Origin of the sequence: Chryseobacterium ginsenosidimutans (genome assembly GCF_039536845.1) — a bacterium.
In the GTDB taxonomy this organism is placed as follows: Bacteria; Bacteroidota; Bacteroidia; order Flavobacteriales; family Weeksellaceae; genus Chryseobacterium; species Chryseobacterium ginsenosidimutans_B.
The window spans coordinates 1,017,759-1,042,702 of sequence record NZ_BAAAZJ010000003.1; the positions used below are offsets into that span (position 1 = coordinate 1,017,759).

A 24,944-nucleotide genomic window follows, 5' to 3' on the forward strand; every position below is an offset into this window, starting at 1 on the left:
AATTACTTGATGATTTTAATGATGGACTGTTCATTAAGGTATGCGCTATTGGAAATAACGATGTTGTCGATTCCAACAGGTTTTTCTTTTAGGTACACCTTATTATTGTCGAACTTTAAGATATTAACAGGGATTTTTTTGACTCTGTTTTTTCCGGTCGGGGAAAATATAAATCCTTGTTTTCCATCTGCTTCTACCAAAGAATTGTAAGGGATTACAAATGATTTTTCGGTCTGGTCGGTTTTGATCTCGGCTTTTCCAAACATTCCTACAGCAGGGATAACCTGATCAAGTTTCAATTTTAATTCTATTTGAAAAGATCCTATTTCCCTGTCAGCTGCCTGCAGTTTTCTGAAAACAGTAGCATCAAATGTTTGATCGGGAAAGCCGTCCAGTGCAACTTTTGCAGAGTTGCCCATTTTAATTGCAGCCCATTCGCGATCTGTAACACCTACTTTCAATAAATAACTGTTATTTTTTTGTGTTGAGTTGGTTAGAAAGACCGGCATTCCACCGCTAACTATTTCACCTTCATTTGCTATCTTTTTTGAAACGAATCCATCCGAAACAGCATAGATTTTAGCATATCTCTCATTAAATGCTGTGGCTTGTTTTGCTCTCTGAGCCACTTCCAACGATGTTCTTGTATTCTGTAATTGCTCTAAAGAAAAAACACTGTCCTTATAAAGATTATTGGCCCTGTTATAATCACGCTGTGCTTTGGCAACATTAAGATCTGCCTGAGCCAGCCCCGCTGCAATCTCTGTAGTATTCAAAGTGGCAAGCAGCTGTCCTTTACGGAAAAACTGTCCTTCATTGACAAATATTCTGCTAATGACACCGCCAATTTTAAATGAATAATTAGCCTGATCTTCTGTGCTTACAAGTCCGGTTGCCGTTATAGAATTTGATATTTCCTGAGAATCTAATGATGTTACTTTTACAGAGATGATGTCTGGTGCTCCAAGTAGATTTTTTTCGGAGTGCTTCTCACTACAGGAGAATAAAATGACCGACAAAATAATGAGTGTTGATTGAATTTTTTTCATAGTATATTATTGAATATTAAAACTTGCATTTGCGCGCTCAATTGCTGTAAAAGCTATCCACGTATCAAATAATGTAATGTTAGATTTTAGCTGTGCATCGACCCACTGATTCTGAGCATCTAAAAGCTCAATGTATATGCTCATTCCTTCCTTATAAAGTTTTGACATATCACCATAATAGGTTTGGCTCGTCTTTAATTGTGATTGAGCTGCTTCATATTGTGCGACTGCACTTTCAAGATTTGCTTTTCTTACTTTTAGCTCTTTAAGAAGTTGCTGCTGAACGTAGTCAGTTTGGGAAGTTATCGATTGCTGTTCCGAGATTGACTGCTTTATACGGTAGGTATCCTTACCAAAAGAGAAAAGATTCCACTCCAGAGAAACACCAAAGAGATAGTATCTGCTTTTTTGATTGAACTTCCAGTCAAATGCCTGTGAACCTAAATCGAGACTGGCACCGATTTTCGGAATGAGATATGACTTGGCAAGACCGGTGAGATCATTATTGATATCGCTGGCAATTTTAAGCTTTGTCAGCTCCTCCCGATTGCCGATGTTGTCACTTAAAAGCTGTGCTTCTTCAGGTAATGTATTGATTTCATCAACGATTATACTGTCAGTCAGGGGGCGATTCAGAAGGAAATTAAAGTAAAACTGAGCTGATTCTTCGGTTTTTTGAGATGCAAGTATGGAAGCATTAATCTTTGATACTTCATTTTGACTTCTGATTACTGCAGTCCGATTAATTTTTCCATTATCGAATAGCTTTTTATTGACTCTCTCACCTTCGCTTACAAGTTTCAGATAAGACTGGTAGATTTTGGTTGCATTAGTAGCTTTAATATAATTATAATAAGCCGTCTTTATCTCTTTTACCAATTCCCTTTTGTAAAGAAGTATTTCCGTTTTCTGAAGGTCAATCTGTTTTGTTTTGATCTTCTTATTATATCCTAGTTCAGCATTTAAAATAGGCTGTGTTATACGGAATTTTGCATCGTAAAAATTATCGGGATTCAGAAGAATACTCTGGTTTTGAAGCTGCGGAAATGCATTGCTTCCTGTCAGCTGATTCAAAGTAGAGTAGACCCCGTTTAAAAGATCGCCGGCGGGAAAGTCTACCGTTCGACCTCCTTCTGCTTTGGTATAAGTTGTGGAAAAACTCACATTGGGTAAAAACAGGCTTTTTGCTTCACCCAGCGCATAGACACTTTTTTCCAAAATAAAGGACTGCTGCTTTATGCTTTGATTTGATTCAATGCCTTGTTGGATGTAAGTGTCAAGCCTGCTTTGAGCCTTAACTCGTTCTGTTGAAAAAATTGAAAAAATACCCAAGCAACAGCACAGAAGTAATTTTTTTTGATATTTATTAATCATTGTATTAAATTTAAACAGTGTTCAATTAATAGTTAAAAAAAGGTTACCCTTTTTCCAGAAGTGATACAAAGCAGTTGTATCCATTCGTCATCAGATCCTCGTCAGTTTTATTTTCAAAACTTACTGTGCGGTCTTTGCAAAACAGAGCACAGATACCATGTATGGACGAAAGTAACATAAAAGCAAAATATTCTGTATCCATATTTTGAAATTTTCCAGCCTTCTGACATTCTTTAACCAATTCTAAAAGGTGATTGATAGCTTCTTTTGCAATTTGAAAACCTCCTTCTGCGGAAGTATCTGAAGATGATTCTTCTACCAGAAACATCAGATTATAGTAATCTTTATTATCCTGTGCGAATTTGATAAATATTCTTCCGACAGCTTTCAGGCGCTCAAAAGGATCGGCTACACTATCCAAAATTCTGAGTTGGACCAGCAAAAGGCGGAAACCTTCTTTGTGAAGTTCGTGAAAAATTTCACTTTTATCTTTGAAGTGAAAATAGATCGTTCCCGGACTATAGTTAATTTCGCTGGCAATATTTCGCATGCTTGTATTCTCGTATCCTTTTTCAAGAAAAATTTTACGTGCTGCATCTAAAATACGCTTGCGCATATCCTGCTTTTCTTTATGTTTTCTTTCAATAATACTCATACTAATAATATAAGATGTAAAATTAAGAAATGGATTTTTAAATTAAGCCATAACCGTTGGTCAAATTAATGTGATATTCCAGGACTGATCATACCCATTATATTTACAGCCATTTTCCTGCTCAGAAATTTAAAACCAAACATCATCAGCCTGTTTTTAAATCCTTGAACTATTCTTGGTTTTTGTCTTTTTTTAAGAGCTGCAACTAGTTCATCAGCTACATCTCCGACATTCGAAACAACAAATTTTGGAAATGCATGGGTATTTTTTCCCGCATTTCTATGAAAATCTGAATCTGCCGCCCCCGGATTAAATCCTGCTACAAATACACCTTTGTTTTTAAATTCATACCACAGGGACTCTGAAAAATTAGCAACAAAACTTTTTGTCCCTGCATAGACGGCACCGCCTGGAAATGAAGAGTGAGCCAGAAGGGAACCAATATTAATTAAAGCGTCTCCCGATGTTGCATTCTGTAAATAGGCATGTGATAAAGTGACTAGTGCATCCATATTCAGATTCATAATGCTTAATTGCTCATCCAGCGGTAATTTAGTAAATTCTCCATATAATCCTGTCCCTGCATTATTGACCAGTACATCATATTTATTCTCAGATAAGTGCTCGCTTACTTTTTGAAGATCTTCTTTATTGGTGAGATCGGCAACGAGTATATCGTGCCCACTTCCTAACAGCTTTTGAACAGCTTTAAGATTTTGTTCATTCCGTGCGACTAATGTCAATTGATAGTCTAGTTGAGAAAGCCTCTCTGCTACTTCAAAACCAATGCCGCCGCTTGCACCGGTGATTAATGCTCTTTTCATATTTAAACGATTAAAAATTTATGATGCAAATTTATTGAACAGTGTTCAATGAACAAAATATTTTTTTATTTATTTTAATAAATAAAATCGATAATTATTATGCGGCTGGATGTATTAATTTAGTTTTTGATGTGTATTTCGGCTTTAGCATTAAAATTTTTTGCTTTTAATTAGGATAAATTTTAAATAAAAAAAGCCTTTCAATAGAGTTGAAAGGCTTTTTTTATTTAGAGAAATATTATTTTAAGATTTCTTTATCATAAAGGAGATTGTCGTCTTCATCAAAACTTATGATAAGTACTTTATATTGTTTTGCGGTATCATTATTATAAAATTTAATTCTCGGAGGGACATAATCACTATCAAACAAATTAGGATTCCAATACAATGTTTCTCGGGTATCATTTTCGATTTTCGCTGGAGAATCATCATCTAACATTTCAATAAGAAATTCTGAAGGTTTATCATAACCTTTTAGTGTAGATGAGTTGTTATTTTGCGTTTCTTTTTCATTATTTTTAGATTTCATATTACCTTTCATGGTATAGATTGCTACTGCATTGCCTATTAATCCTGATTCTTTAATAATTTTCACCATAGCAATATTGCTTATAGGAAGACTTGTAATCATTGTGGGGTCAGTAGGTACTTCATCTAAATATAATTTGGCCTGTTTACCACGAATGTAGGGAACATTAACCCCTGAATTATCTCTTTGAAATGTTAAACCGGCAGCTCTTCCCTGTAGCCAGTCGAATATATTGCTTGATCCGATGGCATGTTGATCTTCATTTACAAAATCAAATATAGTAGAGTTAATAGAACTAAACATCCCGCTGGACAGTTGCTTGTCTAGTTCTTCTTTTGGATCCTTCTTTTTTCCGGCTAATTTTACTTCTTCAATTTGTACATCAACGTTCTCTGCTTTTTTAATGTTTTTCTGAGTGTTGACGGCTCTGGAAATTGCTGGAGAAAGTTTTTTACTTTCAGGGGCTTTCACCAATTTGTATTTTGTACTTGGGAAATTACCTTTAAATTGTGTGGGATTTACCAGAGGCTCTACCGTAACGTATAAATTATCAGTACTTGCTTCTTTATTATTTTCTGAATTTATAAATAATGAAACATTCAAAGGTTCATTGAAGCTGAGGTTGTCTAAATAAATGTACCCATTTTGATCGGTTCTGAATGGGTTAATAATCGGCTCATTTTTACCTAATTTTAATACTAAATTTACATTAGTATCCTTCAGCATGGCATTGTTTTTCAGAGGTTTTACCCTGTAAGAAAGAAATTTTTTAGAATTGGTTTTAATGGCAGGTACAGATCCGCTAAGTACGGAATTCCAGTCAAATCTTTTCCAGTTTTCGGAAATAAGAAGAGCGTCCAATGCCTCACTATTGGCATTTTTAGAGAAATATTGTGCCGGTGCATCTATTTTTGTGGTAAAATCTCCTGTTAACCAAAGACTACTTAATATATTTTCTTCTTCCGGATCGTTGCTGTTATCATCACTTACTAAAACAGTATAATTTTTGAAAACTGACTCAGGAGAAAGATCAATACTGTTGAATGATCTTGGTGTTTGTTTTAGATTCTGGCCGATAATTTCGGCTTTCTCAATTTTTAAATTATTGGGTTTTATAAAGCAGAGTCTTTGTGTAACCAGATTTTCCTGATCATCAAAAACTGCTAATTGTAAAACACCGTTGTTTCCATTGCTGATTTTTGTAGGAATAATACTTGAAGCTTCATTAGTTAAATTACTGATGCTTGCCTTATATGCAAGATGATTATTGATGGTTCCGACGATTTTGTAATTTTGAAGCTGTTGGGTTAAGTTGACTCCCTTTAAGCTGTATTTAATACCATCTTTAGAGCTTGAAACTTCTAGATTGACGCCACTGCCTGCAACTTGTGGGAGATCTATTGTTTGGTTTTTTCCTGTATTATCCTGAATGATAACCTGATATTTTTTTCCTAAAACCGGAGTTATTTTAAAAGATGCAACATTCTTATCGAAAGATGTAAAGGTAGTAACGGGTATAGTTGGATTTTGTGTGTCTATTACTTTTCCGGTCCAGTTTTCCGGCAAAGAAGTATTGCCTGATAATCTTACTGCAAATTTCGTAGACATGCCGTTAATGAAAGTTCCTCCTTCCGGAAAAGCTTTAGCAGACCAATCGGAATTTTTAGAAATCTCTAATGTTTCGGGAGAATCTGGATTGTAAATGGGAATTGTTTTAACAATCTGAAAATCTTCATTAAAATTGGTCATGTAAGGAGTATAGGCTCTTACAAAATAGATTTGCTCCGGAAGTTCTTCTTTGAGCTTAAAATCTCCGCTGCCTTCACCATTGGTAAGAAGTATGGTTTTCCAGTCTATTAATTTTTTATCAGAATTGTACAATTCTACAAATAGAGTGGTGGACAATGTAGAGCGATTATAACCATCAAATACAAAGCTTTTGAACCAGATTTGATCACCCGCTACATATTGTGATTTGTCGGTAAGCAGATATACTTTTTCTTGTTCATAATTATTCTCAAGATTTGTAATTGCTTTTTCCAGTTTAGTTTGTGAGAATAGAGGTTGTACAATTGAAATAAGCAATAAAAAGGATATATTTTTCATAGAAATCTTAGCGCATTTTTAATCCAGGGCTAAATTACTCATTTAAAGATTTCGAAAACTGATATTTATCTTCTAATTTTAAATTTAAGGATATTTTAATTCTTTAAAACAGCTTTTCATTTCTATAAATCTCTTTTTTAATCTTCAAAATAAGTCTTCAGGAAATTATGTATTTCGTCAAAAACAAAGTTTTAGAAAATAATTATTGCCAAGCTAATATTTGTTGTTTTTTTAATTTGAAATCCCGCTTTAGATTAAGTTTATATACCAACTTGCCCTTATTCGGTTGTTATTCATAAGCTGTAAACTATAGTAAATTTACATTTTTCCGGGTAGTTAATGTGTATTGATCAGATTTTCAATGAATTATGGATTATCGGAGCATGGTTACTATACTGCTAATTGTAATGGAAAATTTAACCAAAATCCTACTGTTTTAGAGTATTTTTTTATAATTTAGTACGCTAAATGTTGTTAACATTTTTGTTTATGAAAATCTCTAAAAGTATAAATCGCATTCGAAGGTCTGTCATGCGAAATTTGACTAAAAACATCGGAAAATCAAATTTAGATATAGATCATGAAAAAGATGTAGTAATAAAGAAAATACTAATTTCCAGACCTAATCACAGATTAGGTAATTTATTACTACTTACACCTTTGGTTCAGGAAGTTATTGCCACTTTTCCGGACAGTAAAATTGATTTATTTGTAAAAGGTGGAGTAACCCCTGTAATTTATAAAAATTATACAAATATTGATAGAATTACCCAACTTCCAAAGAGACCGTTTAGTAATCTGTTCAAATATATAAAAGGCTGGACTTCAATAAAAACGAAAAGATATGATTTGGTGATTAATGCTAGTTTTGGATCATCATCCGGTAGGTTATCCACTCTTTTTGCCAATTCAAAATACAGGCTGTTTGGAGATTTTGACGAAAGCTGTTCATTAAAATATTCAGATTATGGACATTCTGCCAAAAATGGTGTTTACAATCTAAGGCACTATTTAAAACAACTGGGAATATCTGAGAACACAGGCAAAGTACCACCTCTCGATCTTAAGTTGGATGAAAATGAGATAAAAGAAGGCAAGGAAAAATTACTTGACCTCGTAAAAAATGATAAGAAAACAATCTGTCTGTTTACAAATGCTACAGGAGATAAGTGTTATTCTGAAAGTTGGTGGACTGAATTTTATGATAAACTGGCACAAGCTTTTCCCGATTATAACATTATCGAACTTCTACCTGTTGAAAACATCTCGAAATTAAATTTTAAGCTTCCTTCTTTTTACAGTACAGATATTCGCGAAATGGGTGCATTTATCGCAAATACCACACTGTTTATAGCTGCCGATAATGGGGTAATGCACTTAGCCAGCGCTTCGGGAACGCCTACCATCGGCTTGTTTTCAGTGACGGATGAGAATGCCTACGGACCTTATAATGATAAGAGCTTTTCTATTAATACAGGAAATGTAGATAATGAAAATATTATAGATTTAATAAGGAAAACTTTGAACCATTCTTAATTTTTAAAATAAATTATTATGAAATTGATTTTTGATGAAAATTTTTCTCAATACGAAGAGGAAATAATTGGTATTTTAAAAAAATTTAAAAATGATGGTAAACTAATTGGCAATGGTAGCAGAAATGTTATTAAATTTTTCGATGTCAATGGAACAGTCTTAAATTTTAAATCATTTAAACAACATAATATTATTAACAGGCATGTATATAAATTCTATCGCAAATCCAAGGCAAGGCGATCTTTTGAATATGCACACATGTTAATAGACAAAAATTTTCACACTCCAAAACCTGTTGCTTACGTTGAAAATCATGATTTGATTGGCTTAACATCGAGTTATTATATAAGCGAGCAACTTGAAAATTCATTTACTTTAACTGATGTTTTCGCGGATATTTCTTTTCCTGACAGAGAAAGAATCATTAAGGAATATACATCGATGATGTTTCGTTTACACAATAATGGAATACAATTTATTGATAATTCTTCTAATAATTTTTTAATAAAAAAGGAAAATGATAATTACAGTATTTATCTGGTCGATCTAAATAGAATGAATTTTTACGACAATATCGAAATAGATAAACGTCTCAAAAATTTTGCAAGATTAACAGATAATAAAGAAATCATAAAAATAATTGCGGAAGAATATGGTTCGTTATCAGGAACATCTTCAGAATTTTGTTTTAATAAAATTTTTCAGGCAGTTAATAAACTCTTAATTAAACGCCGGATAAAGAAAGTACTTAAATTTTATAAATATTTCATAAAAATTTAAATTCATTTTCCCTAAATACTGGGTAAAATAGATGCTTTAATTTTGCATACATTCTAGAGTGTAAAAAGTTCTTCCCAGTCTTGTTTTGAAAAATAAGTCTTGCAGTCATTGCTGACCTGCAAAATTTTTCGTACTTGTAATGTAACAAAAGCGGCATGACGAGAAGATAAATTTGTCTTAAAATTGTAAGACCATTAATAATTACAGAACTTCTCAGTTGGTACCTTCTACTATTCCCTCCTGTATATAATATTTTTCAATATCCATTGTTGGGAGCTCCTGCGATATAACTTGATGGTTATAAGTAGAAGTTTCAGTTTTGGGATTTTACTTCTATTTTAAATTTTAATGGATGAAATTAGTTTATTTATTTACTTTAATTATTTTAATTTAGTATATTTGTATACTAAATTCATCCAATGAATTATACAATTGTAAAAGATATTATCAAATTACTTGAAGAATTTGATGAAGAGAATAAAAGAAATTCTTACACTTCAGATGTTGAGGGCTTTAAAGCATGGTTGTGCGAAAAAGAATCCTATAAACAAAAAAATACCGGTGAAGAACCTTATTGGGAAGGTAAAGAAGCGGGAAGAAGTCCTGAAAGTGTAATAAGCACTTCTCTGGTTCATCTTAACAGATATGCCAAATCTTACTCAAAATCAGCCATTTTCGAGTCCGGCTTTGCAACACAGGAAGATTTTATTTATCTCATTAATCTTAAAGCATTTGGAGCAATGACCAAAATGGAACTTATCAAAAAGAATGTCCATGAAAAACCTGTAGGAATGTTAATCATTAACAGGCTGATAAAACTTGGCTGGATTGAACAGGCAGATTCGGAGACTGATAAAAGAACAAAAGTCATAAATATTACAAATTCCGGAATTATATCTTTAGAAAATCAAATGCAAAAGATAAGAACAGCAACCAATATTGTAGCCGGAGATCTTAGTTATTCTGAAAAAATGGAACTCATACGGATTTTGGATAAATTAGAAAAATTTCATAATCCGATATTCAGCAGAAATATAGAATCAAAGAATCTTATTGATGTTGTCAGTAAAGAATATTCATTCATAAAAAATTAATCATGAGCAAGAAAATAGCCATTATAGGGTCTGGTTTTTCGGGCTTATCAGCAGCTTCCTATTTAGCAAAGGAAGGAAATGAAGTGGATGTATTTGAAAAAAATAATGAGGTAGGAGGTAGAGCAAGAAAATTTTGTACCGGTGAGGGCTATACTTTTGACATGGGACCAAGCTGGTATTGGATGCCTGATATAATAGAATCATTTTTCGGGGATTTTGGAAGAAAATCATCTGATTTTTATGAGCTGATTCCACTTGATCCTCAGTTTGAAATGGTATTTTCGGATGGTGTCATGAATATTCCGGACAGTTATGAAGAGATGACTGTTCTATTTGAAAGCATAGAAAAAGGAGCAGGAAAGAAACTTGACGATTTCATGAAAGATGCACAGATCAAATATGAAATCGGAATGAAAGATTTTGTAAATAAACCCTGCCATTCTTGGTTCGAGTTTATTTCTCCTAAGATGGCAAAGAATGCGCTGAAATTAGATTTGCTTACCAACTTCAGTCAATTTGTAAGAAAATATTTCAGTCATCCTAAGCTGATTATGTTGATGGAATTTCCTGTAATCTTTCTGGGAGCTGCACCGAAAAATATTCCTGCATTATACAGTCTGATGAATTATGGAGGATACAAACTGGGAACATGGTATCCAATGGGTGGTTTTTCAAAAGTTACTGATGCTATGATGCAGATTGCAGTAGAACAGGGTGCAAATTTTTATTTTAATTCAAATGTAGAAAAAATCAATATTGAGAATAGCGAGGCTGTTTCAATTATGGTAAATGGAGAAGAAAAGCAGTTTGATATTATCATCGCATCTTCTGATTATCATCATACAGAAAATCAACTGCTTTCTGAGGAGTATAGAAACTACAAACCGTCATATTGGGAGAAAAAAACATTCGCTCCGTCGTGTCTTATTTACTATTTGGGCATCAAATCAAAAATTCCTAATCTAAAGCATCATACGCTTTTCTTTGAAAATGATCTTGAACTTCATACCCATGAAATTTATGAAGATAAAAAATGGCCTACAAAGCCTTTATTTTATGCCTGCTGCCCATCCAAAACAGACAAAAGCACTGCACCTGAGAACTGTGAAAATGTATTTCTGTTAATGCCTGTTGCGCCCGGAATAGAAGATTCTGAAGAAATGCGGGAAAAGTATTTTAACGAGATGACAGGAAGATTAGAAAAACATACCGGAATTTCAGATCTGCTTTCAAAAATAGATTATAAAAGAAGTTACTGTATTAATGATTTTAAAGAAGATTATAATGCATATAAAGGTAACGCTTACGGTCTTGCCAATACATTATCACAAACGGCTGTTTTAAAGCCTTCTATCCGAAATAAAAAGATAAAAAACCTTCTCTATACGGGGCAGCTTACTGTTCCGGGACCCGGAGTTCCGCCATCGATTATTTCCGGAAAAATAGCAGCCAGCGAAGCCAGTAAAATAAATTAATTATGAAAAAATTGTTTGACGACCTTTCTTACAAAATGAGCAGAGAAACGACTAAACAGTACAGTACCAGTTTTTCTCTGGGAATCATGGCACTTTCCCCGAAAATCAGAAATCCTGTATATGCTGTTTACGGATATGTGCGTCTTGCAGATGAAATTGTAGACAGCTTTCATAGTTATGATAAGCAGAAACTTTTATTAAGGTACAAAGCAGAGACTTTTGAAGCTCTGGAAGAAAAAATTTCCCTGAACCCAATTTTGCAGTCGTTTCAGGAAACGGTACACAAATACAGGATTGATTACAGTCTTATTCGTCAGTTTCTGAAAAGTATGGAAATGGATCTCCAGAAAATAGATTATAACTCAGATTTGTATAAAGAATATATTGTAGGGTCTGCGGAAGTAGTGGGGCTTATGTGCCTTCATATATTTACAGAAGGAAATACTACAGAATTTGAGAGACTGAAACCTTATGCCATGATATTGGGTTCTGCGTTTCAGAAAGTTAATTTTCTTCGGGATATGAAAGATGACTACCAGATTTTAGGACGCTGCTATTTCCCTAATGTTGATATTTCTTATTTTGACAATACAGTGAAAGCACATATTGAAAAGGAGATTGAAGAAGAGTTTAAAACCGCCTTGGAAGGGATCAAAAAACTGCCCCGCTCTTCAAGATTCGGGGTTTATCTGGCTTACCGCTATTATACTTCACTTTTCAGGAAAATTAAAAAAACTTCTGCCAGTAAGATTATCAATCAAAGAATAAGAATATCTAATGGTAAAAAATTATCTTTAATGATGAGCAGCTACGTGCAGTATAAAACATCTCTTTTATAGCTCAATAAAATTTAATAGTACACAATCTAATGATACATAGAATTTATAGGGAACAGCAACTAAACTGCGATATAAAAACAGCATGGGATTTTTTTTCTTCTGCCAATAACCTTTCTGAAATCACACCGAAGGATATGAACTTCATTGTGCTTACGAAAATGGATGATGATGAAATTTATGAAGGAATGATTATTGATTATTTTGTTTCGCCTGTACTGGGAATAAAAATGAAATGGAAAACAGAAATTACTCAGGTTGATTTTCAAAAAAGTTTTACAGATTTTCAGAAAAAAGGACCTTATAAACTCTGGAATCACCATCACGAATTTATAATTAATGAAAAAGGAGTTTTAATGAAAGACTCGGTAGATTATGAACTTCCTTTAGGATTTTTAGGTGAAATTGCCCATAAAATCTTTGTCAAGAAAAAACTTGAACATGTTTTCGGCTACAGGTATAAAGTTTTAGAAGAACTCTTTAATAAAAAAACAAAGTCATGAATTTCCTGATTGTAGTATGTACTTTTTTTATCATGGAAGGAATGACATGGCTTATTCATAAGTATATAATGCATGGTTTTCTCTGGATGCTTCATAAAGATCATCACGACCACAGTAATGAAGGCGCTATGGAGAAAAACGATTATTTCTTTGTCATTTTTGCTTTACCCACTATACTTTTGATGTATTACGGAACAACACAGAATTTTAACCATTGGTTTTATATTGCCATCGGAATAGCTTTATACGGAATGGCTTATTTTTTTGTCCACGACATATTTATACATCAAAGGCTTAAAATCCTGCGCAATACAGAAAATCCCTATTTGCTTGCTATACGAAGAGCTCATAAACAGCACCATAAGCATACCGGAAAAGAAAAAGGAGAATGCTTTGGTTTTTTGTGGGTTCCCATAAAATATTTCAGAATGTATTTTAATAAACATAAAGCCTGAAAATGCTGCACTATACTTATCTTTTGATTAATTTCTTTACGGTAGTCATCTGTTTTGTTTTTTCATTTCATCCTAAAATAAAATTCAACAGACACTTTATTGCTTTTTTTAAGGCAGCATTTATGGTGGCTTTCGTATTTATTCTTTGGGATATTTGGTTTACCAAAAAAGGAGTATGGTGGTTCAATGATATCTATCTTTTAGGAATCCGTCTTTACAATCTTCCGGTTGAAGAAGTACTGTTTTTTTTCTGTATTCCGTTTTCGTGTATTTTTACATATTTCTGTCTCGATACATTTTTTAGGCTGGATTGGAAAACGCTGCCGGAAAAAGTATTTGTGATTGTCTCTATTATTTTTGCATTAGGGATAGCTGTTTATTTTCATGATAAGATCTACACTTTGATTACCTTCCTATCGACAGCCATAAGTATGTTCATGCTTTATTTTATATTAAAAACAAGATGGATTGGCAAAGCTTCATTCATCTATCTTATTCTTATGCCCGGGTTTCTGGCTGTAAACGGGATACTTACCGGTACAGGTTTGGAATCTCCTGTTGTGAACTACAATCCTCAGGATTTTATGGGAATAAGGATACTTACCATTCCTATAGAAGATACGGTTTATGGATATGAAATGATTCTATGGAATATTTATTTATTTCAAAAATTTAAAAGAAAAGAATAAAAATAATATTTTCTGTTTCAGAAATGGGTAAAAAAGTTAATCATATTTCTTAAGCTTGAGATAATAAATAACCAATAATTATATATTAGGATTGTTAGTTTACATTTACGCCAAATAAATGTCCTATCAAAGCAGTTACACCCATTGCCACCGTTCCCCAGAAACATATTCTTACAATAGCAATTCCTATTTTTGAACCTCCTGTTTTTGCAGAGATTGCTCCCAGAACCATTAGAAAAATGATAGAAAATCCATATTGAAAATATACCATTTCTTTAATCGGAGCCAACATTGAAACTGCAAAAGGCAATAAAGCACCCAAAGCAAACGAGCCAAAGGAAGCAATAGCAGCCTGAAAAGGTTTTGCTTGGGTAATCTCATTAATTCCTAATTCATCATGTGCATGTGCTGCCAATGCATCATGTTCTGTAAGTTCTGTTGCGACCTGTAAAGCGGTCTCTTTGCTTACACCTCGTCTTTCATAGATTTTTGCAAGTTCTCTCAGTTCTACTTCAGGCATTTCTTCAAGTTCTTTTTTCTCCCGAAAGAGATCAGCTTTTTCAGTATCTTCCTGAGAGCTCACCGAAACATATTCACCTGCAGCCATAGACATTGCACCTGCAATCATTCCTGCTAAAGCGGCGAGAATAATTGTATTTCTATCCGGCGTCGCCGCAGCAACCCCAATTACAATGCTTGTAGTAGACAATAATCCGTCATTCGCACCCAAAACTGCCGCACGAAGCCAGCCGACTCTATTCACGTAATGTTTTTCTAATTGATGATGCATAGATGTTTTTTTGATTAAAAAAAATTGACTTGCCAATAGAATCTGACAAGTCAAAATTAAAATAATTTTATTTAAATCTTAAATTTAACGAAATGATATCAGATTTCATGCCCACAGATTTTGTATAATGGCCATATCTGATTTCCAGCATATTGAGACGTTCGATACCAAATAAACCGTTCTTTGGACTGAATCGGATTCCTGCTCCGTAAAAATGACTGTCGAATTTTGAAAGATCATAATTACTTGTGTAAAAATCATCAAAAGCCGTATGCTCCTGATAAGGCGCAAAATATTTAGCAGCAGTCTGAGAATAATACCTGTAAAAAGGACTCACCGAAACAAAAGGTGAGATTTTCACCGGAGTTTCCAGACTGAATGTATTTGATTTTAATCCCCAATCATCAGTATAATAGCGGTAATATGCTCTTAAAATTACTTTATCACCAAGAAAATAATTCGCTCTTACTCCCAAAGGAATTTTAAAACGCTTATCCGGCAACGCTTCCTGATGAACCGAATGATCCGTAAAGTAAACACGATGGAAAGGTAAACTCAAATATCCCGTCTGCTGAATACCATCCGCTAAAAATTCTATTTGGAAATTCTGATTGATGATCTGAGAATAGGAGAGAGAAAGTGCAAATGTATTCCTGCCACTTGTACCTTCATTATCTGCAGTACGCAATTCTATCGGAGCAATCAATTTTACCTGATCCAGATAAGCCTGGAACTTTGCTGTAAATTCTCCCATTTTGTTGGCTGTTTTTTGAGAAAAGCCAATATTTGCCCCATAAGACTGATAATCGAATTCTGTGGAGAATGAAACTCCTGCCATCAATGTACTGCCTTTGGTTTCATTTTCACGACTCCAGCTTAATGCAGGATAAATTCTGTTATCTGCATGAGAAGCTGATGAATTGGCTTTTAGATCAATCATATCGGAAGATGCCGATGTATAATGATCGATCCCGACACTGAAGTTGAATTTATTTTTTCTGTCTTTTTTATCATATTTCACCATTGTTACATCAATGGTATTGGAAACGTCGGTCAGTTTTTCAGAGCCTGTTCCTCCTGTTACCGCCGAATTGTTTCCGTCCTGTTTATAATAGCTGGAAACTAAATTGGCTTCATCAAAAGTCAGTTTTTTCGGCTGTTCGCTGCTTGTGTTTTCCTGCGCTTTTATATTAAAAATTCCGAAAAGAGCAACGATGCTTATTATCAATTTTTTCATTTTAGATCACAATTAAATTCTACAATTACTCTTTTTTAATTGCATCCGCAACCGCCGCCCACTTTTCCTGCATTGGCTCCCGAAGAGCCTTCCCTGTAAGACTGGAAGCTCAGTTCTGTTTTTTCTATTGTTCTGTTTCCGAGAACCATTTCAGCATCGTTTAATTTATTTTTTTCGTATTCTTTTACTGTTGTACAGGATTGTACAGAAGCAATTGTTACTAAAAAGCAAATTGCTGTTGTTATTTTTATGAAATTTTTCATTTGAATTGGGTTTGTTTTTTAAGGACAAATGGAATCTTCGATTTCATTTTAGATTAATGTTTTGAGATGAATAAATTTTGTCCTGATCATCAATGATGATACATTCCAGATGGTTGATCTGATTCACCATATTGAGGGCAGAATCAATTCCCATAATACTTACGGGAGTTGCCATTGCATCAGCAATTTCTGCGTTAGGACAAAAAATGGTAACACTTTTTACGCCCGAAACCGGTATTCCGGTTTTCGGGTTGATGGTATGAGAATATTTTTTACCGTTGATGACAACAAACTTTTCATAATTTCCTGAAGTTGCAATGGCCATATCTGTGATATTCATATAAGAAAATGGCTGTTTTGCATTTTCCGGATCGGCAATTCCGATAGTCCAGGGTTTTCCGTCAGCCTGATTTCCCCAAGTTGTCAGGTCACCGGAAGCATTTACAATTCCCGATATAACACCTCTTTTCTGGAGAAGTCTTTTTGTCATTTCCGCTGCATAACCTTTTCCGATTCCTCCGAACCCGATTCTCATTCCTTTTTCTTTCAGAAATACGGTCTGGTTTTCGCGATTCAGCAGGATATTCTTATAATTGACTAATTTTAAATGCTTTTTAATCAATTCAGGATCAGGAAGCTGTTTCATTTCCCGGTCAAAATTCCAGAAACTTTTATCGATACCGCCATATGAAATATCAAAATATCCGTCTGTGATATTGCTGATTCTCAAGCTTCTTTCGATAAGGTCAAAAACTTCCCAATCAACTTTCACAGGCTGTATTCCTGCATTTTGGTTAATGAGGTTAGTCTGGCTTTCTTCATCAAAAGTTGTCAGCAATTTTTCAATTCTCCGGATTTCTTCGATAGCAGCACCAATATGATGTTGCGCTGTCTTTTCATCATCGGTAACAACGGTAATTTCAAAAGCGTTCCCCATTAATTTCTGAGGTCTTTTGAATTCTCTTAACATAATTCTCGTGCTATTTTTGATTTTCTTTGATTTCTCTTATCTCTTTGCTGAAAGCCAAAGCATTTTCAGAAGGCAGGCCTTCCCAGCTTTTCAGTACTTTTCCTTCGGAATTCAGTAAAAGTGTGTAAGGAAAAAGCCCTTTCGAATTATAATGATCCGCAAGTGAAGCGTTTTCTTTTTTCAATTCAGGAGAAAGCTGATTCTTCTTATTTCGTGGAAAATCTGCATTGATGTAGACAATCACATTTTCGGTTTCCAGCTTTTTGAAATCTTCTGTTTCGATAATGTTTTTATGAAGTTTAATGCATGGAATACACCAGTCGGAACCGGAAAAATTGAGCAAAATAAGCTCTTTATTTTCTGTAGCCTGTTTTTTGACATTATCCATACGGTTCTGAGCCTGAATGCCAATTGAAAAAACTGCCATTATCAAGGCTGAAATTATTGTTTTCATTATTTAAGATTTTATAATGATCTTTTTTAATTATGCATAGAATATTAATAAAGCTTAAACATGAACTTTATTATAGAAGTTTTAATTTGATTATATAAATAACCAAGTTAAGATAAAATTTAGCTCTGAAAATGTCTTGGCGGCTCCCAAACTGAATTTATAAAACCTTTAAAGCAAAAGTTTTCGTTATAGGAAGGTATTTTGTGAGAGCGGATCTGTTTGAAACTGTCATTTTTAATTTCAAAACGAAATCCCTGTTCAATAGTAAAAAACAATGCAAGAGGTGCAGAATGAATAATAAAAGGTAATTTTTGATCTTTACCGTAATCTCCGTCTTTTACCGGATGATCGTAGTGTGTTTTCAGAAATGCGGTGAGAGACATTTCCGGATTCAGAGCTTTGTGTTCACAATAGTGCTCTATCAGATCAGGAATTTTCAAAAGCTGATTCAGTTCGGTTGTAGAAACCAAATACAGAAATAACAGCAATATTGAAATCAGCTTTTTCACCTAATCAAAATTATGAATTGTTTCGTTAAGAATCATTTTAAATTAATAACTCTTAGGAAAGTAAGTTTTTTTAAGAGTTTTAAATTTTAATTAAGGATAATATCAGAAGAAGAAAAATGTAAACTGCAGCGGCAATTTCGGATTAGTCAGCAAATCAAAAGTAATCGATATTCACCATCGTTTTCTACAGGAGCTCTATGAACACAGGGTAAAACTTTTTGTTCAGGATGATCTACTGCCAAGCGCCAAAGATGTCCTGATTCTAAATTGATAGGTTTTGCATTGGGTTTAGGTTGATAATGCAAGTCGAAGAAATAATCTTTTAAGAAGGTTTCAAATTCTGCTTCTGGACCATCATGCAATTCTTTAAGCTTTTCTCTGATTTCTGGAATCAAAATTTTCTGTTCAACCTGATCATTGGGAATAATATCACTTGCAGCACCATGATAAGTGCATAAAAAAGTATCAGTACCAATAGGCGAACGATCTACATGAAAAGAATATACATCTGTTGAAATAAAATCTAACTCTTCATCTCGTTCGTAACATTTGAGTAAATTGAGTGAAGGTGATGCTCCAAAATCTGTTAATAACTTTAAATCATTTAAAATAATTTCCCTTGCCATAATGCCTTTTTCTGATAGTTGGAGGGCTAAAAGATCTTCGGTTAAAACTTCTGTAATATTTTCCTTTAATTGTAGTTTAGACACAATTTCTTTAAAATCTCCATTCAAATTCCTGTACCAGGAAATCGCATTCATAGTTCCCTGAAAATTGGTATTTACAAGTTCAGAAAAAGAGGAAACTACCCCAATTTGATCATTGTCAGAGAATGTATTGCTCATGTTTGGGAAGATGTCTATTAAATTAAATCTATGCAAAAATAATAAACAAAAATATTTTTTAATGCCAAAAAAACAATCAAATTCACATGAGTATGAAATCCTGTAAGAAAAAATTCGAATTTTATGTTATTGAGATCATCTAACAAATAAGTTATTCAAAAACCGGTAATATAAAAATAAATATGAATATTTGGAATCTAAAACCAATTCCCAGCTTATTCAGGTGACGATTTTATTTTATATATTAATTAAAATCAAAAATATATGGTTTTATTTCAAAAAAAATTTGGTTAAAATTAAAATGCTGAATATATTTGTAAAAACACAAATACTTCAATGAAAAAAAAGAAATTCAATTTTCTGTCCAATATCGACCCTAAGATATATGTGATTTTTGGCATCGTTCTATTGCTAAGTTTCCTATTTCTATTATATCAATTTTTCCGTCATGTCGATTGTGAAAATGCAAATTATTACATTCATGCAGACGAATACGTTGTAAATCGGGTAATTGAATTCAATGACAATACTGATGGCGCAAAGTCCTGGAAATGGGATTTCGGAGACAGTACAGCCATTGATAACAGACAAAGAACTATTCATTACTATAAAAGACCGGGAGAATATATTGTAAAGTTAACAATCAACGGAAATTGCACCCACGAAAAATTGGTAACAATTACCAGTATAAGTCAGCAAACGGGTTATCTTCCTGTTATTATGGCTCCAGATGTAGCTTTTGTTGGTGATCCTGTTCAGTTCAGTGCCGAAAAAGAGGGGGGTGAATCCTGGGAATGGAGTTTTGGTGAAAACGCGTCGACTGATGCTTTAGCCAAATCGCCCGTTTACAGGTTTAAGAAAGTAGGTGATAAAAAAATTACTCTAATTGTAAACGGAGATGTCGAACATACAGCTGTGAAGACCATTTACGTAGCTCCTAAAACTATTAAGGCTAAACAAAAGATAGATATTGAATCTTACGAATTCGAAAAACCACATTCTGCTTTTTCACTGCCTCAAGGCGAGGCACAAAAAGATCCGTTGGTAGATATGCTGCAGTATATTCCGGTTTCTCCGAAAACAAAATCAAAAAAAGATTCTTTAACTGCGGACAAAAAAATACCTGAAATTTCTAACGAACAGTTTCAGATTCTTCTGAATCAGGTAGCACTACAGGTAAAAACTAAAGATGATTTTAAAGAATATCTGTGCGGTAAATTTGATATTCCGGTGGTCGTAAATGATGAAAAGCTTGTTCCTTTTGATCAGTTTTGTCAGATTATTACTGGCAAAAAAATCAAAATTTCTGCTTTGAGATTAAATAAAAATTCTAGAAACTGTATTCAAAACATCAATATCCAGTATAAAGTGAAAAAATGGATGATGTGGATTAAAGAATAAATTCATATTTGATGTTTTGAATATTTTTTAGAAAATATCAGTTATTATTATTAAAAATAAAGTTGTAGTTCTATAATGTTAATTTGATGCTGTTGATAATTGATTATACTTGAGATTTGATAATGTGTTATGTTTAATTATTAGTAGGTTTTATTTCGATTTTATTATAAAATTGTTATTTTTTTTATTTCCGTTTGTTTAATTTGAAATAATTTATATACATTTGTTAAAACGCATTTTGATGAAACAACATAGATTCCTTTATATTGTTCTCTGTCTATTATCTTCCTTTACTATATCCTCATGCGGTGGTAAAAGATATATCAAAGAGATTCCATATAATTATACTTCAGAAGAATTTTCTAAAAAAGTTCAGGAAAACAAGCAGGAGAGTGACGCCCAGTATTCTGTTGTGGATGACAATGCGCAGGGATTGAATGATGATACCTTGAAGATTAAAGAAAAGTATTCTATCATAATGGAGGTTATGCCTAAAGAAATACAGGATTACAAATTGTACTCTTATATAGATGAATGGCTTGGAACACCTTATAAAAAACAATCTTTGGAAAAACAAAAAGGCGTGGATGCTTCTTATTTTGTACAGGCACTTTTCAGTGATGTATATAATGAAACTTTTTCCAAGACTCCGGACGGGATTTTCCGTTCCAAAACTCTTCAATTATTTACAGGAAGAACATTTTTAAAAGAAGGAGATATTATTTTTTTCAGATATGACAAGTTTCATCCGATTTCTGATGTAGGAATTTATCTGCATAATGATCGTATTTTGGCGTGTTCAGCTAGGGGATTAAATATTTACAATTTTAATGATGAATACTTTCAGCTGCGTTATGTTGCGGCTGGAAGGTTAAAAGAAAAAAAATAGGGTATGGAGCATTTGGAAAACATTGCCGGGCTTGTAAGAACCCTAAAGCATGATATTAGGGCAGAAGTCATTATTAATGATCTTTTGGAGCATAAAGATATAAAAGAAGGAGAATATGTAATTTATAAAGAAGGACAGTTTTCCAGAGCGTATCGTTTTGATGTACTTGATGCTCAAATGATTGATTACGACTATGACAGTACACAGATGCTTAAGCTGAATCTTTCCAGAGACAGCATCTATGATATTTTACCGGAAGGAATTTCTCATGCCTCAAAAAACGAGTCTTTGGGAAAGGGTGTTGATTCAATGATTAAGGAATATTACGAACAGAAAAAGCAACAGAAAGCTGCAAGATTATTCTTTCAGCCTTTTGAAAACGAAATTTTCCGTTATGGAGTGGAAACAGAGCGTTTTGAAAGTCAGTTTTTATTTGATTTTAATGGCAGTGAGGCTCCGGATATGTTCTATGATTTTTGGGATATAGACAGAAGTTTTCCTTCGATTCTGGTGTCTAAATTTATAAGATTGCTTCCTTTTTCCTATAAAATTGTGGGAAACATTCAGCAGGCTTGTCATATACTTTCTGTACTGCTTGAGGAAGAGGTAAAAGTAAGTGATCGCGAATATCAGGAATACAGTGATGAAAGTCAGGGAATATCATTGGGAGAGACGAGGCTAGGACTGGATTCGATTACGGGAACATGTTACGACGATTATTCCAGACATTTAGATATTAAGATTGGGCCTTTAAAAAAATCTCTATTCACGGATTTTATTCATGAAGGAGGAAAGAAAAAATTTGCAGATATGTTTTATGAACATTTTTTTCCATTAGAAGTAGAAATAAATACCATTATACTGCTTCCCGAAGATAAACAGAAATTTGAATTTAATAATGATATAGAAGCCCCTGTTTTAGGATATAACACGAGCATATGAACAAAATTAAAAAATATTTTTCCAATTTATTCGATCCTCAACTGCTGATGATTGTTGTAGTGGTGATTGCTGTGTGTGTTATCCTTACTATGATTTTTTCGCAGAAGACAACGGAATTCAAACAAAAGTACAGATCAAAATTTTACATTTATATTTTTTCGCTGGCTTTTGTTTATGCCATTATTGCTTTATTGGGATACAATAAACTTTTTCAGAATAACAACTTGTATGAGTTTATCTTTTACCAGATATGTTCACTCTTAATAGGAATTATTCATTGTTATGGGTATAGAGAATATTTTGAGAAGTTTGGGTCGAAAAAAATAGGTAATGAATATTTGTTTGCATTTTTGTCGGCTTGCTATGCTTCTGTTCCGTTTATGTTGATCTATACATTTTTAAATGGAGCAGACCTTGTTTATCTCATGTTAGGACATTTCATTGTGTTTTTTATCCCGACTTTCTTAAATGATACTTTTAACCGGGCAATGAACATACCTCCGAAAGTATATGTGACCTGGAAGTTCCCTGAAAACTATAAAGAAACAATTGGTCTCAGTGATGAAGAATGGCGGGATATGGTGGTGTTTACTTATATTATGGATAGGGATCAAGATGCTGTTAAGTATAGTATTTATCGTGCTAAAGGACCAACCAGGATAGATTTTGGAAGATTGTTTTACAATTTTATAGTAGATTATAATCAAAGACATCCGGGAGAAGAAATCCAGATTGAGGATGAAAATGGTCTTTTCAGCTGGGTGTTCTTTCTTCAGCCCAAATGGTACGAAGCTACCAAATATATAGACCCAAAACTCACTCTTTATATGAATGGAATTGAAGAAAACAGTGTTGTTTTCTGTATGAGAGCGGATCAGATGTTAGGAGAAAATAAAAATGCAATAAAAACTGATTTTGAATTCAACCGTGAAAAAGAAGATGAACAACGTGAATTACATGCTTAAAAACTAACTACAATGATAGAAAAATTAAACCACTTTCCCGTAAACTGGATCGACGGGATGAAGATTAATAAAACCCATTTTACAGATGTTCAGAATTTTGTAAGTGACTCTGTAAGAGATTCTGTGGGGGTTCATACCTCAATGATCAGCTATGGGTTGTTACCTGTACAAGATCCTATCAAAATAAACTTAATTATTGATAATCATAAATTATTAAGAATAAAAGTAGAAGAATGTCATGCGATAACTCCCAATGGTTCCAGAATAGAAATAGGAGGAGGTGTATCCGAAAGCCTTAGTCTTTCTATTCCTTATCCAGAAGCAGCCAGGGAATTAAAAGAAGATGAAAATTCAGTATTATTAGCCTGTATTTCTGTTAATCCTTTTAAAAGAACTCCTTATGGAGAGCCAGACCCTGAGGAAAATCCGCCGAGATATCCTTATAGTTTCCCTGAATATACACTTAATCTTATTCCGGAAGATGAATTGAAAAATACCATAGGATTTGGAACCCATTATCTTACGATAGGAAAAATCCTGGTTAGTTCCGGGGAATCCAGAATCGATGAAAACTATATTCCTCCTTCTGTGAGTGTTTCTAGTCATAAAAAACTTCAGGAATTGTTTGTTGAAATCGATCATTTTTATGGACAGATAGAATTGTATGCTGTACAGATTGCACAAAAAATTCATGCCAAGAAGCAAAGCAATGAATTAGCATTGATGATGGAAATGATGTCCGAGAAAACCCTGAATTATTTAGGAATCGAGATTAATAAATTCCGTTGGATGTCCCCACATACACCACCGGCAGAAATGCTTGTTTCTGTAGTGGCTTTGGCAAGACTTTTAAAGAATTTCATCGACTCGCGCTCCGGAGCGGGGAAAGAAGAGTTGCTGAACTATTTTGCAGAATGGTGTAATGTAAGTCAGGGAGATTTTGAAGTGATTTTTTCCGAAACGATTAACAGCGATTATAATCATAATCAGATGGATAAAACAATCATCAAAATCAGAAGATTTATGAAAACGCTTGAAGATTTATATTCTGTGTTGAGCAGACTTGACTACATAGGTAAAAAACGTGATGGAAGTATCTTCGTTTCCGAAAATACAGATGAAAGAGAGGCTGTGATTCATGCTAAAAGAAGCAGAACCTTTTTGGCAGACTAATAATTAAGAAAGAATTTATTATTTAAAGTCTGTGGATGAAAAATAATTTGAAATCTAAAAATTTATAAAATGCAAATATGGAAGTTTTAAATAAAAATCAGAGGAGAAGTGCTTATTGGTTTTTTGTTTTGTTTTTTCTCCTTACGGTTTCAGTACTTGTTACGGCTGTTTTCTTTAATGCTTACTTCCCTTTTAAAGAGAATAGTCTGTTGAAAAATGAAAACGCCAGAATGAGAAAAGAGATGGAAACCCAGGATAAGTTTTCGTTTCAGCTGGAAAAAGTAAAACTGGCGGTAGATTCAATTGGAGCGCCTAAGCAAAACGATTTTTTTAACGAAAAATTGGCGTTATCGATACTTGCTGATATGTACAAACAGCTTCCAAAGGATACTCTGAAGAATAAGAATATGTATAATAATACCATTATGACCTATAAAGATTTGATTGATGCTAAAAAGCAAATCAAGCAACTTTCAGGAAATCAGGTTTTAATGGATAGTTTGAGTACTATTAATGTAAGTCTGAAAGCAGAATACGACAAAATGAAGACCGATCTTGCAGTGTGCAGACAATTGTATCAGGCGCAATAATAAGTCAGCAT

The 24,944-nt window shown here is 33.5% G+C and carries 26 protein-coding genes; 14 read left to right on the top strand and 12 right to left on the bottom strand.

Features of this window, described 5'->3' with window-relative positions:
• Positions 1–2: 2 nt before the first annotated feature.
• From ABD745_RS04720 to ABD745_RS04740, 5 genes are all read right to left on the bottom strand, one after another.
• Positions 3–1,049 carry an efflux RND transporter periplasmic adaptor subunit gene (locus tag ABD745_RS04720; RefSeq protein ID WP_344825996.1) on the bottom strand — a complete coding sequence of 349 codons (1,047 nt, stop codon included), beginning with the start codon at positions 1,047–1,049 and terminating at the stop codon, positions 3–5.
• Between the two features lie 6 nt (positions 1,050–1,055).
• Positions 1,056–2,267, bottom strand: a complete 1,212-nt coding sequence (locus ABD745_RS04725; protein ID WP_486303570.1) for a TolC family protein — start codon at positions 2,265–2,267, stop codon at positions 1,056–1,058.
• A gap of 199 nt (positions 2,268–2,466) precedes the next feature.
• Positions 2,467–3,078, bottom strand: a complete 612-nt coding sequence (locus ABD745_RS04730; RefSeq protein WP_344826002.1) for a TetR/AcrR family transcriptional regulator — start codon at positions 3,076–3,078, stop codon at positions 2,467–2,469.
• A gap of 65 nt (positions 3,079–3,143) precedes the next feature.
• Positions 3,144–3,902 (bottom strand): SDR family NAD(P)-dependent oxidoreductase, encoded by a 759-nt coding sequence (locus tag ABD745_RS04735; RefSeq protein ID WP_344826005.1) that lies wholly within the window; start codon positions 3,900–3,902, stop codon positions 3,144–3,146.
• A gap of 238 nt (positions 3,903–4,140) precedes the next feature.
• Entirely contained in the window at positions 4,141–6,537 is a 2,397-nt protein-coding gene (locus ABD745_RS04740) for a hypothetical protein (RefSeq protein ID WP_344826008.1), read from the bottom strand.
• 531 nt (positions 6,538–7,068) lie between these two features.
• Between ABD745_RS04740 and ABD745_RS04745 the strand changes: the two genes are divergently transcribed.
• From ABD745_RS04745 to ABD745_RS04780, 8 genes are all read left to right on the top strand, one after another.
• A complete protein-coding gene (locus ABD745_RS04745; RefSeq protein WP_344826012.1) occupies positions 7,069–8,073 on the top strand; it encodes a glycosyltransferase family 9 protein in 1,005 nt (334 codons plus the stop codon).
• Between the two features lie 18 nt (positions 8,074–8,091).
• Positions 8,092–8,853, top strand: coding sequence for a lipopolysaccharide kinase InaA family protein (locus ABD745_RS04750; RefSeq protein ID WP_344826015.1), 762 nt, complete (start codon positions 8,092–8,094; stop codon positions 8,851–8,853).
• 419 nt (positions 8,854–9,272) lie between these two features.
• Positions 9,273–9,947: a MarR family winged helix-turn-helix transcriptional regulator gene (locus ABD745_RS04755; protein WP_344826018.1), complete on the top strand. Its 675-nt coding sequence runs from the start codon at positions 9,273–9,275 to the stop codon at positions 9,945–9,947.
• Between the two features lie 2 nt (positions 9,948–9,949).
• Positions 9,950–11,422, top strand: coding sequence for a phytoene desaturase family protein (locus ABD745_RS04760; protein WP_344826021.1), 1,473 nt, complete (start codon positions 9,950–9,952; stop codon positions 11,420–11,422).
• Between the two features lie 2 nt (positions 11,423–11,424).
• Positions 11,425–12,261 (top strand): phytoene/squalene synthase family protein, encoded by an 837-nt coding sequence (locus ABD745_RS04765; RefSeq protein WP_344826024.1) that lies wholly within the window; start codon positions 11,425–11,427, stop codon positions 12,259–12,261.
• A 29-nt stretch (positions 12,262–12,290) separates the two neighbouring features.
• Positions 12,291–12,761 (top strand): SRPBCC family protein, encoded by a 471-nt coding sequence (locus ABD745_RS04770; RefSeq protein WP_344826027.1) that lies wholly within the window; start codon positions 12,291–12,293, stop codon positions 12,759–12,761.
• Positions 12,758–13,216: a sterol desaturase family protein gene (locus tag ABD745_RS04775; RefSeq protein WP_344826030.1), complete on the top strand. Its 459-nt coding sequence runs from the start codon at positions 12,758–12,760 to the stop codon at positions 13,214–13,216. The genes ABD745_RS04770 and ABD745_RS04775 overlap by 4 nt, the downstream gene beginning before the upstream one ends.
• A 2-nt stretch (positions 13,217–13,218) precedes the next feature.
• Positions 13,219–13,905 (top strand): lycopene cyclase domain-containing protein, encoded by a 687-nt coding sequence (locus ABD745_RS04780; protein ID WP_344826033.1) that lies wholly within the window; start codon positions 13,219–13,221, stop codon positions 13,903–13,905.
• Between the two features lie 94 nt (positions 13,906–13,999).
• Here ABD745_RS04780 and ABD745_RS04785 read toward each other — a convergent pair whose 3' ends face one another.
• The 7 genes from ABD745_RS04785 to ABD745_RS04815 all read right to left on the bottom strand — a co-directional run bounded on the left by ABD745_RS04785 (position 14,000) and on the right by ABD745_RS04815 (position 18,973).
• Complete coding sequence (locus ABD745_RS04785) at positions 14,000–14,695, bottom strand: VIT1/CCC1 transporter family protein (protein ID WP_344826036.1); 696 nt, start codon at positions 14,693–14,695, stop codon at positions 14,000–14,002.
• A gap of 67 nt (positions 14,696–14,762) precedes the next feature.
• Positions 14,763–15,932, bottom strand: a complete 1,170-nt coding sequence (locus tag ABD745_RS04790; RefSeq protein WP_344826039.1) for a DUF3570 domain-containing protein — start codon at positions 15,930–15,932, stop codon at positions 14,763–14,765.
• 35 nt (positions 15,933–15,967) lie between these two features.
• Positions 15,968–16,195 (bottom strand): DUF4266 domain-containing protein, encoded by a 228-nt coding sequence (locus ABD745_RS04795; RefSeq protein ID WP_047443853.1) that lies wholly within the window; start codon positions 16,193–16,195, stop codon positions 15,968–15,970.
• Between the two features lie 43 nt (positions 16,196–16,238).
• Positions 16,239–17,165: an FAD:protein FMN transferase gene (locus ABD745_RS04800; RefSeq protein WP_344826048.1), complete on the bottom strand. Its 927-nt coding sequence runs from the start codon at positions 17,163–17,165 to the stop codon at positions 16,239–16,241.
• 10 nt (positions 17,166–17,175) lie between these two features.
• Positions 17,176–17,619: a thioredoxin family protein gene (locus ABD745_RS04805; protein WP_344826051.1), complete on the bottom strand. Its 444-nt coding sequence runs from the start codon at positions 17,617–17,619 to the stop codon at positions 17,176–17,178.
• A 119-nt stretch (positions 17,620–17,738) separates the two neighbouring features.
• Positions 17,739–18,128, bottom strand: coding sequence for a hypothetical protein (locus ABD745_RS04810; RefSeq protein WP_344826054.1), 390 nt, complete (start codon positions 18,126–18,128; stop codon positions 17,739–17,741).
• Between the two features lie 146 nt (positions 18,129–18,274).
• Complete coding sequence (locus ABD745_RS04815; protein ID WP_344826058.1) at positions 18,275–18,973, bottom strand: DUF1826 domain-containing protein; 699 nt, start codon at positions 18,971–18,973, stop codon at positions 18,275–18,277.
• A 336-nt stretch (positions 18,974–19,309) separates the two neighbouring features.
• On the opposite strand from ABD745_RS04815, the gene ABD745_RS04820 reads away from it, so the two are divergent.
• The 6 genes from ABD745_RS04820 to tssO all read left to right on the top strand — a co-directional run bounded on the left by ABD745_RS04820 (position 19,310) and on the right by tssO (position 24,933).
• On the top strand, positions 19,310–20,374 hold the full coding sequence (locus ABD745_RS04820; RefSeq protein ID WP_344826061.1) for a PKD domain-containing protein: 1,065 nt from the start codon (positions 19,310–19,312) through the stop codon (positions 20,372–20,374).
• Between the two features lie 241 nt (positions 20,375–20,615).
• Positions 20,616–21,263: a C40 family peptidase gene (locus ABD745_RS04825; RefSeq protein ID WP_344826064.1), complete on the top strand. Its 648-nt coding sequence runs from the start codon at positions 20,616–20,618 to the stop codon at positions 21,261–21,263.
• Between the two features lie 3 nt (positions 21,264–21,266).
• On the top strand, positions 21,267–22,205 hold the full coding sequence (locus ABD745_RS04830; protein ID WP_344826067.1) for a hypothetical protein: 939 nt from the start codon (positions 21,267–21,269) through the stop codon (positions 22,203–22,205).
• Positions 22,202–23,170 (top strand): TssN family type VI secretion system protein, encoded by a 969-nt coding sequence (locus ABD745_RS04835; RefSeq protein WP_344826070.1) that lies wholly within the window; start codon positions 22,202–22,204, stop codon positions 23,168–23,170. The genes ABD745_RS04830 and ABD745_RS04835 overlap by 4 nt, the downstream gene beginning before the upstream one ends.
• 12 nt (positions 23,171–23,182) lie before the next feature.
• Positions 23,183–24,343, top strand: coding sequence for a hypothetical protein (locus ABD745_RS04840; RefSeq protein ID WP_344826073.1), 1,161 nt, complete (start codon positions 23,183–23,185; stop codon positions 24,341–24,343).
• A 77-nt stretch (positions 24,344–24,420) separates the two neighbouring features.
• A complete protein-coding gene (gene tssO / locus ABD745_RS04845; protein WP_047400414.1) occupies positions 24,421–24,933 on the top strand; it encodes a type VI secretion system TssO in 513 nt (170 codons plus the stop codon).
• Positions 24,934–24,944: the final 11 nt, after the last annotated feature.